This window comes from Kangsaoukella pontilimi (assembly GCF_009830125.1).
GTDB classification, from domain to species: domain Bacteria; phylum Pseudomonadota; class Alphaproteobacteria; order Rhodobacterales; family Rhodobacteraceae; genus Kangsaoukella; species Kangsaoukella pontilimi.
In genome coordinates this window covers 164457-174167 of record NZ_WUPT01000002.1, presented here as the reverse complement: position 1 = coordinate 174167, position 9711 = coordinate 164457, and the positions used below count along the sequence as shown (strand labels likewise).

The window sequence follows — 9711 nt, the reverse complement described above, 5'->3', positions numbered from 1 at the left end:
GCTTCAAGCGCCGATCACACCACCGCCATCAGGTCATCCTCGACGGGACCGGAAACAGCGCCGCCAATATCGAAAACCGTCTGCATTCCGCCATCGGCGAGAGGGATGAACCGGCAAACCATGTTGCGACCGTCCTTCAGGGTCACCGTCGCCGCCCATTCCGCGCGCTCGGTATCGTCGCGGGCGAAATCCCGCACGTCGCCCCAGATCGGGGTCGGCGCGGAATGCGCGTGCCAGAGCCGGGTGGCATCGACGATGGACGCAGGTTCAAGCCGGGCTTCGGGATCGACCGAGAACGCCCGACGATAAGCACGGTTCGACAGGATCAGCGCTCCGCTGGCGGAAAACACAGCGACGGCCTGATCCATATTGTCGAGCACGGTCTGCCCGGTCTCGATCTCGGACCGGAAACGGCGGGTCAGCGAAACCTCGGCAGATATATCCTGTATGAGGAACGCGATGGCCCCGTCGGGATGCGGGCGGCCCGTCACGCGAAAGGTCCGGTTTCCCGGCAGAAGCCATGTCTCGGAGTACGTGCCGTCTGCGGCTGCGGCCTCAAGCTCTGCGATGGATTGGCGCCAAGACTTGTAGTCGCGTGGCTCTGGCAGCATCCGCTTTTCCCTGAGCTTGTCGAGGAGCGCGACAAGGCTGGGGCGTGCGGTGAGAAAGTCTATCGGCAAACCCGTCAGATCGGTCAGCGCCGGATTGAACAGAACCAGTTGGCGGGATTTGTCGAAAATCGCCAGCCCGATATCTAGCTGTGCAAATGTCTTGGTCAGCGTCTGCATAAAGTCCTTGAGCTGGGTTTCCGCCTGAACCGTCGCGCTGGCATTGAACGCCGTGAAGAGAGTGTCGTCGCCGATCCGCGTAGAATGAATGTCGTACCAATCGAGCGACTTGCCCGCAGCATTCGCAAGCGACAGACGGCGCGCCCCGCCGCTTCTGAGATCGGGGAAGAGGCGCGGCAGGGGCCATGACAAGAGTCGCTCACTCCCGAAAGCTGCACCGACGCTGTCGGCATAGGCGCGGTTCACCCAGACGGGCGTTCCGTCGGGCGCCTCGCGCCAGACGAGGAAAGGAGAATGCTCGGTGCTTTCGCGAAGCGTCTCCAACTCGGCCTCGCTGGCCACCTTGCGATAGAGGTCGTCATGGCCCGAACGATGCTCGCCCGAGGGAAAGATCCTGATACGAACTGCGTTTTGGACGGATTCGGACGTCAGAAGAAGGCTTCCGTCACGGGACGCCGCATGGACGTCCGAACTTCCTGAACCCGGTCGGATCAGCGCATCGACGCCGTCGAACTGACTGGCCAGCGCCGCACGCAGGCGTGACATGCCGGACGGAGCAAGAGGAAAGCGCTGCAGAAAGCGCTCGCCCTCAAAATTTGAATCCGCCAGTACACCGTTCCTGATGAGATATACGATCGGCTCCGAGACAGTTTCGGCCCGGCGACGGCTATTGCCGACAAGGCCCGCGCCCGCATTGCGGACGACCAGCCGATAGGTCGCGATAGCAGACAGAAATGCCGCAGCGCCAAAGAGCGCAGGGTGAAGCAGGTTGATCACGTAAAGCCCCCCTTTGCGTTATCGGGACGAGCCTCTGCGATCAGGGTTAATGGGCCGTTAACAAATCCGCCGTCGCAGGATTTCAGCGCACGTGAGGTGCGGCGATAGGAGTATTCTGCCCCAGGGCTGCGCGGGCTTCGGCCTCGCGACCGACCTGAGCGCGCACCCATGTGGCCTGAACGATGGCGCCCGACCGCTCGCCGGCGATGGCGCGGGCATCGTAGGGCTCGCGCCCATTGGCGAAGGTGATCTCGGCGCCGGTTCGCTCCAGCAGCGTTTTGGCGATGAACAGACCGAGGCCCATCCCCTCGTATCCCGGACGGCGCGTCTGGCCGCGCCTCCGGCGTCTCAGAAACGGATCGCCAAGCCGTCCGATCACGTTCGTTGAGTAGCCCGGACCGTCATCAACAATTCGCACGCTCAGTGTCGTGTCCGTCCAGAAGATATCCACCCAGACATTGGCCGACGCGAAATCGACTGCGTTCTGAACGAGGTTGCGCAAGCCGTGGATAATTTCCGGTGACCGGTCGATGATCGGTTGCTCGGGATCGGTACCTTCCGCAGGGGCAATGTCGTAATGCAATTCCTTGCCACGGTCACGGTGAGGCTCCGCCGCCTCGCGGACGACCGCGCCGATCGGGGCCTGCCGCATGTGGTGGTCGCTTTTCCCGGCCTGACCCATCGAGCGCAGGATATCGCGGCAGCGATCCGCCTGATCGCGGATCAATCGCGCGTCTTCCAGAAGGTCCGGATGCTCTTCGAGCTCTTCGATCAGTTCGGCGCTGACCAGTTTGATCGTGGCAAGGGGCGTCCCGAGCTCATGCGCCGCAGCTGCCACGACGCCGCCGAGATCGGTCAGCTTCTGTTCACGGGCCAATGCCATCTGGGTCGCGGCGAGGGCGTCGGACATCGTGTTGATCTCGGTTGCGACGCGACCGACATAAATCGCCAGGAAAACGATGCCGATGGTGATGGCCGTCCAGAAACCCCAGACAAAATCCTGCGGCATGCGCATGACGAAACCCAGATCGGTGCGCAGCGGCAGGTGCCAGAAGGCCAGTGCCGACACGAGCCCGATTGTCAGCGCGCCGAGAAGCGCCGTTGTCCTGCCGCTGAGCGTCGCTGCCGAGATGGTGACGGGCGCCATGATCAGAAGGGCAAAGGGGTTGTTCAGGCCGCCGGTGAGATACAGCAGGAACCCAAGCTGCCCGATGTCGAAGACCAGCATTCCGGCCACTTCGCGCTCGCTCAGGCGGCGGTTTTCGGGGAAGACGAAGATCGCGATCAGGTTGGTCACAATAGCCGCGCCGATGGCCAGGAAACACAGCCCGAGGTTCAGGTTCAGTTCGAACAGGCGCTGCGCCACCGTGATCGCGGCCAACTGCCCGGCAATCGCGAACCAGCGCAGAACGATCAGCGTCCGAAGCCGGACCCAGTTCGACCGAAGCCGGCGCTGATCGAAACTTGTGCTGTCAGTCATCACGTCCTCGGGACCGGGGCATCCTGTCCTCTTGTAGTCGGGCGAGGCTTTCACGATCAATGCGCGAAACCCCGGACAGGACTTGTGCCATGACCAAATTCGCCGCCTCAGCCTCTGCGCTTGCCATCGTCGCCCTTATCGGTGCGACCGCCGCCTACACGTATCTTCGGCCTCTGCCGGATTGCGGCGGCAACTCGGTCGCGGGTGGAAGCGCGGCAATCGGCGGCCCGTTCGAGCTTCTCAATGGCGCTGGCGAGACCGTGACGGAGGCGGATATCATCGACGGGCCAACGCTGGTTTATTTCGGCTACACCTTCTGCCCTGATGTCTGCCCCTTCGACGTGGCGCGGAACGTGCTGGCCGTCGATCTGCTGGACGAGATGGGCCACGACGTCACGCCGGTTTTCATTACCATCGACCCGGCGCGGGATACCGTCGAGATCATGGATCAGTACGCCAGGGACATGCACCCAAAGATGATCGCCCTGACCGGGTCGGATGAGCAGGTGCGCGCGGCGGCACAGGAATACCGGGTCTATTATGCGAAGGGCTCGGGCGAAGGCGACTTCTACCTCATGGATCATTCCACCTTCACCTACCTCATGTTCCCGGAAACCGGGCTGGCCACCTACTTCGGCAGAACCGCGACACCGGAAGAGATGGCCGGGGAAATCGCCTGCCATATCGGAAACGCCTAAACACAAGTCACATCGTTGAAATTGACGGCGGACACCCCCCGACCTAGTCTTTCAGTCGAATGACAAGAGGCACAGGCATGAGCGAGCAAACCTTGAAGGACATCGGTCCCGACGCATCACTTCTGATCGTGGACGATGACGAGCCGTTCCTGCGCCGTCTGGCTCGCGCGATGGAGAAGCGCGGCTTTGCCGTCGAGACCGCCGAAAGCGTCGCAGCCGGCGTTGCCATCGCAACGGCGCGACCGCCAGCCTACGCCGTGGTCGACCTGCGCCTTGAGGACGGCAACGGTCTGGACGTTGTCGAGCGCATTCGCGAGCGTCGGGCCGACAGCAAGGTTGTCGTCCTGACCGGGTACGGTGCCATCGCCACCGCCGTCGCCGCGGTAAAGATCGGCGCCACGGATTACCTGTCCAAGCCCGCCGACGCGAATGACGTCACCGCCGCACTCCTGGCCTCGGACGACGAGCTGCCGCCGCCGCCGGAAAACCCGATGAGCGCGGATCGCGTGCGCTGGGAACATATCCAGCGTGTCTACGAGCTGTGTGACAGGAATGTCAGTGAGACGGCCCGCCGTCTGAACATGCACCGCCGCACGCTTCAGCGCATTCTGGCCAAGCGGTCGCCGAAATAGTCTCTAAAGACGATTAATCAGGTCTTTGTGGCGTGCCACGAAGGCATTCCGCACGTCTTTCGGTGGTCTGAGTCTGAGCTCGAGCCCATTGGCGATATCGCCCTGAGGCTCGCCAAAGAGCTTGTTGGCCTCGGTCAGTGTGAAGCCGGCAAGCTGTACCGCCTCAAGCCAGGCTGAAATCTTGTCGGCGGCCTTGATCTTGCGCTTAACGGTTTGCGGGATGCTCGCGGGCAGGCCGAAGCGGATATGGATCGCGGCGGTAAGACGCTCGTCAAGCGCACCATAGCCCGGCCCCACCGCCGCTTTCACCGGCGAAATCATGTCCCCGATCACGTATTCCGGCGCGTCATGCAGAAGCGCGGCCAGCTGCCATTTGACCGGTGCATCGGGAACGAGGCGCGCAAAAATTTCCTCAACCAGAAGCGAATGTTCGGCCACCGAATAGGGCCAATCGCCCTTCGTCTGCCCGTTCCAACGCGCGACGAAGGCCAACCCATGGGCAATATCCTCGATCTCGATGTCCACCGGAGTGGGATCGAGCAGGTCGAGGCGACGGCCGGACAGCATACGCTGCCACGCGCGGGAAGGGGGCTTTCGCGGCATGTCGCCAGAGGTGACGTGGCCGGGCGCGATGGTCAAGGGTCACACGCGCCACACGCGCAGGTGGCGGCGCGTGATTTGGGAAGACCTGGGATCGGACCATATGAAAGAAGAGAGCCCGGCACCGAAATGCCATGATCCTGTCCGGTATTCCGGCACAATTAGCGGGTTCAATTGTAACTATTCCGGCCGTAACAGAGAAACTTTTCTGCTGATCTGGTTACGGAACCGAAACGATCTGTCGCTAGTTTCCTGTTTCAAACAACAATCAAGGGAGGGTCTCAGGCAAACGCAGCCCCGCTGCAGAAAGGAGCCTATGATGCGACGTACCCTTACCAGCCTGACACTTCTGGCGGCCTTCTTTCCCGCCGCCCTGCACGCGCAAGTCAATTGCGCAGCCCGCGATACGGTGATCGAAAAGCTCGAAAGTGGCTATGGCGAGGTTTTCGCCGGTGGCGGGCTTCAGAACTCGACCCGCATTTTCGAGGTCTGGTTCTCCGAAGAAAAGGGCACCTGGACCATCCTCATGACACGGGCGGACGGCATGTCCTGCATCATGGCCTCGGGCACGAACTGGCGCGAGGGCATTCCAGGCATGAAGGTTCCGGCAGGCATACCAAGCTGAGGCTGGTTGCCCGGTCCCCGTGCCGGTGCTAAGTGAACCCGAAATCCCATAAGGAGACGGGTTCATGGCCAACGACTATGTCGTTCGCGACATTGCCCTTGCAGCATTCGGCCGCAAGGAAATGGACATCGCAGAAACCGAAATGCCGGGCCTCATGGCGCTTCGGGAAGAATATGGAAGTGCGCAGCCGCTGAAAGGCGCCCGGATCGCCGGATCGCTGCACATGACGATCCAGACCGCTGTTCTGATCGAAACGCTGAAGGCGCTTGGCGCGGATGTGCGTTGGGCGTCCTGCAACATCTTCTCGACGCAGGACCACGCCGCGGCTGCCATTGCCGAAAGCGGCACGCCGGTCTTCGCCGTCAAAGGCGAAACGCTGGAGGAATACTGGACCTATACGGACCAGATCTTCCAGTTCGCCGACGGCGCGAACATGATCCTGGACGATGGCGGCGACGCCACGCTTTACATCCTTCTGGGTGCGCGGGTGGAAGAGGGCGAGGACAACCTGATCGCCGTTCCCACAAGCGAGGAGGAAGAGGCGCTCTTTGGCCAGATCCGTAAGCGCATAGCGGAAACGCCCGGCTGGTTCGCCCGGCAGCGCGATCTGATCCAGGGCGTCACGGAAGAGACGACGACCGGTGTGCATCGCCTTTACAAGATGGTGGAAGAGGGCCGGCTGCCTTTCCCGGCCATCAACGTGAACGACAGCGTTACCAAGTCGAAATTCGACAACAAGTACGGCTGCAAGGAAAGTCTGGTCGACGGCATCCGCCGCGCTACCGATACGATGATGGCCGGCAAGGTCGCCGTCGTCTGCGGCTATGGCGATGTGGGCAAGGGCTCGGCTGCGTCGCTCCGGGGTGCCGGCGCCCGCGTGAAGGTGACGGAAGTCGACCCGATCTGCGCGCTTCAGGCCGCGATGGACGGCTACGAGGTGACTCTGCTGGAGGACGAAGTCGCCAGCGCCGACATCTTCATCACCACGACCGGCAACAAGGACGTCATCCGCATCGAGCATATGCGCGAGATGAAGGACATGGCGATCGTCGGGAACATCGGCCATTTTGACAACGAAATTCAGGTCGCCAACCTGAAGAACCACAAGTGGACCAACATCAAGGAACAGGTGGACATGATCGAGATGCCGTCGGGCAATCGCATCATCCTTCTGTCCGAAGGCCGGCTTCTGAATCTCGGAAACGCCACGGGCCACCCCAGCTTCGTGATGTCAGCCAGTTTCACCAACCAGGTGCTGGCCCAGATCGAGCTCTGGACCAAGGGCGACCAGTACGACAACAAGGTCTACATCCTGCCCAAGCATCTGGATGAAAAGGTCGCCAAGCTGCATCTTGCGCGGATCGGCGCCAAGCTGACCGAGCTACGCCCGGATCAGGCCGATTATATCGGTGTGAAGCCGGAAGGTCCGTTCAAGTCCGAGCACTATCGCTACTGACCAAAAAAAAGCGCCACGCCTGACCGGCGTGGCGCGTTTTATTCCTGACGCGGCTGGGATCAGCCTGCGAAGGCCAAGAGACCCCTTACAGAGACGCCATCGACCAGCTTCGCGACATCCGCAGGCGCGGCCTTGCCGATGATGCGGATATAGCTGTTTTGCGTCAGCGGCACCGCCAACTCGATCGGCATCAGTGCCGTGTCGGTCGGATCGAGCGCGACGTTCCCGCGTCCGATTGCCGGGCGGCCGTCGAAGGTTGTGATCACAGGCGCCTGGCCCTTGGGAAAGCCGGTTCGATCCGCGAACATCTTCTGTGCCCAGGCTGTTCCGGCGTTCTCCGGGCCCAGTTCTTCGCCGTCGGGAAGGAACTTGAGCAGAACCTGCAGATGCGCGCCATTTCCGGCAAGGTAGTGCGCCTGCGCCTGCACCTCTTCCAGTGCCTTGGTCTTGTTGGTCTTGACCTGATTCATGCGGACGAACTTCGACAGGCTGGAAAAACCGGGGTTCTGGTCCAGCGTGACTTCCGCATTCTCCGGCCATTGACCGCGAAGCTGGTCGAGCGCGGAAATCTTCCGCACGTCGCTCAACGTGGCGCGCACCCAGCCATCGGGTGCCTCTGGCAGGTGATAGATGGGTTTCTGCGCTTTGACGCTGTCCGGATCGAAAGACCCGCCCAGCATTCGGCCCAGCAGGCTGACCTCGCGTGCCTCGCCGTCGTTCAGGACCATTGCGGTCACGTCGTCATGGGCTGTGGCATCACGCAAGAAAATTCCGGCCCCGGCAAGAAGCAGGGTCGCACCGCCGACCATCATCAATAGCTTGCTTCCGATTGGCGATCCACCGCCCGAAGAGGGCGCAAAGGACGGTCCGGTATCTGCCACCATCTCGACCTTGGGGGTCGCCTTCGGGGCTTCTGCCTGCTTCTTCTCAATCTTCTTGAGACGGTCCTGGAAGCTGTTCTTATCTTGATCCATTGCGCTGCCGAGCCTTGCCGTTTCCAATCGGACCACAATAAAAACAGGTATTCTGGCGAAAGTTGGGCGGTGACATGGTTCTTGTGCGAGTGCGTTGGCTGTCTTCTGTCCTGACGGCTGGCGTCGTTCTTGGTGCAGCCGCCGCGATTGCGATAGCTCATCCAGAGACGCCGCTTCCGGACGCGTGGAACCCGGCAAAGCCATTGGTCATATCCGATCCTGTAACCCCCCTGACCGGCTGGAAACTTCGCGGGGCGCTGTCCGGCGGTCCGGCCTGTCTTGCAGCGCTTTCCGAGGAGCCTGTGCAAAGCCTGCCGCCGCTTGTCGACACGGATACCCCAGCCTGCGGCATCCGGGACCGCGTGCGCCTGACCGGGGTGGGCGACGCGCGCCTAGCCCCTGTCGAGACGGATTGCGCCATCGCCCTCAGGCTCGCCATGTGGGAGCGGCACGGTCTGCAACCGGACGCGCTGCGCCTTCTCGGAACCGAGATCTCCGAAATTCTGCACTTCCAAAGCTATTCCTGCAGGCCCATCCGGACCATGGCCGGGCCTGGCGGCCGCATGTCCACGCACGCAACGGGCGAGGCGATCGACATTGCTGGTTTCAGCCTTGCCGACGGGCGCCGTCTGACGCTGATCTCGGACTGGGAGGGCGACGGGCCGGAGGCGGCGTTTCTACGCGCCACGCGTGACAGCGCCTGCCGTTGGTTCGCCACGACCCTCGGACCGGACTACAACGCGCTGCACGCCGATCATTTCCACCTGCAGGCGCGGGGCTGGGGGCTGTGCCGTTAGGACCGTCTCAGAAAAGGACCAGAACTGCGCCCATGATCGCCATTCCGATTGTGGGATAGGCGCCGTCCATCCAGATCAGGCTGCGCGGACGCTCCGAAAACATGACATTGGTCGCGACCCATGGCGCGGCGACGAAAAGCCCGAGCCCCAGCCCCGATATGACCCCGGCCCCGACCGTTTCGATCCCGGAGCCGCTGAAGATATGCCGCGTCATTCCGGCAACCAGAAGCGTACAGATGAAGCTGACGATATAGGGCGCCGGGTGCTTCCGGTTGACCGTCTCCTCGGTCAGGCCGGACGCCTCCATCCACTGCTTGCCGATGATACCGTACCAGACGGCACCGAAAATCCAGGCCGCAACGGCAGCGGCGACGACGCTCAAAAGTCCCATTTCAAGACCTTTTCCTAGGTTCCCTGTCTGAAACTATGACAAGGAAGGGCGGTCCGATCCAGCGCTAGGATGCTTCGTCGGGAACGCCGCCAAGACCGCACAGGATCTGCCATTCCTCGGCGGTGACTGGCTGAACTGACAGGCGCGAGTTCTTGACGAGGACCATGCTGGAAAGCCGCTCGTCCGCCTTGATCTGATCCAGCGTCACCTCCGTCTTGAAGGGAAGGCGCGCCTTGATGTCCACGCACTCCCAACGATCGTCATCGGTCGAACTGTCGGGATGTGCCTCGGCGATGACCTCGACCGTGCCGACAATCGCCTTGTCCTTTTGCGAATGGTAGAAGAAGCCCCGGTCGCCCTTTTTCATGTCGCGCATGAAATTCCGCGCCTGATAGTTCCGGACGCCATCCCATTCCTCGCCCTTTGCGCCCCGGGCGACCTGATCGTCCCAGCTCCAGGTCGAGGGTTCCGATTTGAACAGCCAGTACTGCAT

Annotated in this window: 11 protein-coding genes; 5 read left to right on the top strand and 6 right to left on the bottom strand. The window is 62.0% G+C overall.

Annotated features, from left to right (window positions below):
• Positions 1-14: 14 nt before the first annotated feature.
• Both GQ651_RS10255 and regB read right to left on the bottom strand, forming a co-directional pair.
• Positions 15-1565: a PAS-domain containing protein gene (locus GQ651_RS10255; protein WP_160764168.1), complete on the bottom strand. Its 1551-nt coding sequence runs from the start codon at positions 1563-1565 to the stop codon at positions 15-17.
• A gap of 82 nt (positions 1566-1647) precedes the next feature.
• Positions 1648-3045: a sensor histidine kinase RegB gene (regB, locus tag GQ651_RS10250; protein WP_160764167.1), complete on the bottom strand. Its 1398-nt coding sequence runs from the start codon at positions 3043-3045 to the stop codon at positions 1648-1650.
• Between the two features lie 89 nt (positions 3046-3134).
• On the opposite strand from regB, the gene GQ651_RS10245 reads away from it, so the two are divergent.
• Both GQ651_RS10245 and GQ651_RS10240 read left to right on the top strand, forming a co-directional pair.
• The gene (locus GQ651_RS10245; RefSeq protein WP_160764166.1) at positions 3135-3743 is read left to right on the top strand and encodes an SCO family protein; all 609 of its coding nucleotides are present in this window, start codon (positions 3135-3137) and stop codon (positions 3741-3743) included.
• Between the two features lie 77 nt (positions 3744-3820).
• Entirely contained in the window at positions 3821-4375 is a 555-nt protein-coding gene (locus tag GQ651_RS10240) for an ActR/PrrA/RegA family redox response regulator transcription factor (RefSeq protein WP_160764165.1), read from the top strand.
• Positions 4376-4378: 3 nt separating this feature from the next.
• Here the strand turns inward: GQ651_RS10240 and GQ651_RS10235 are convergent, their stop codons facing one another.
• Positions 4379-4978: an HD domain-containing protein gene (locus GQ651_RS10235; protein WP_160764164.1), complete on the bottom strand. Its 600-nt coding sequence runs from the start codon at positions 4976-4978 to the stop codon at positions 4379-4381.
• A 316-nt stretch (positions 4979-5294) separates the two neighbouring features.
• On the opposite strand from GQ651_RS10235, the gene GQ651_RS10230 reads away from it, so the two are divergent.
• Both GQ651_RS10230 and ahcY read left to right on the top strand, forming a co-directional pair.
• The gene (locus GQ651_RS10230) at positions 5295-5600 is read left to right on the top strand and encodes a hypothetical protein (RefSeq protein WP_227258136.1); all 306 of its coding nucleotides are present in this window, start codon (positions 5295-5297) and stop codon (positions 5598-5600) included.
• A gap of 64 nt (positions 5601-5664) precedes the next feature.
• Positions 5665-7056 carry an adenosylhomocysteinase gene (gene ahcY, locus GQ651_RS10225; protein ID WP_160764162.1) on the top strand — a complete coding sequence of 464 codons (1392 nt, stop codon included), beginning with the start codon at positions 5665-5667 and terminating at the stop codon, positions 7054-7056.
• A gap of 59 nt (positions 7057-7115) precedes the next feature.
• Here the strand turns inward: ahcY and GQ651_RS10220 are convergent, their stop codons facing one another.
• The gene (locus GQ651_RS10220) at positions 7116-8030 is read right to left on the bottom strand and encodes a hypothetical protein (protein ID WP_160764161.1); all 915 of its coding nucleotides are present in this window, start codon (positions 8028-8030) and stop codon (positions 7116-7118) included.
• An 89-nt stretch (positions 8031-8119) separates the two neighbouring features.
• Between GQ651_RS10220 and GQ651_RS10215 the strand changes: the two genes are divergently transcribed.
• Positions 8120-8827 (top strand): extensin-like domain-containing protein, encoded by a 708-nt coding sequence (locus GQ651_RS10215; RefSeq protein WP_319637396.1) that lies wholly within the window; start codon positions 8120-8122, stop codon positions 8825-8827.
• 7 nt (positions 8828-8834) lie between these two features.
• Here the strand turns inward: GQ651_RS10215 and GQ651_RS10210 are convergent, their stop codons facing one another.
• Positions 8835-9218, bottom strand: a complete 384-nt coding sequence (locus tag GQ651_RS10210; RefSeq protein ID WP_160764159.1) for a DUF1761 domain-containing protein — start codon at positions 9216-9218, stop codon at positions 8835-8837.
• 64 nt (positions 9219-9282) lie between these two features.
• Positions 9283-9711, bottom strand: coding sequence for an EVE domain-containing protein (locus tag GQ651_RS10205; protein ID WP_160764158.1), 429 nt, complete (start codon positions 9709-9711; stop codon positions 9283-9285).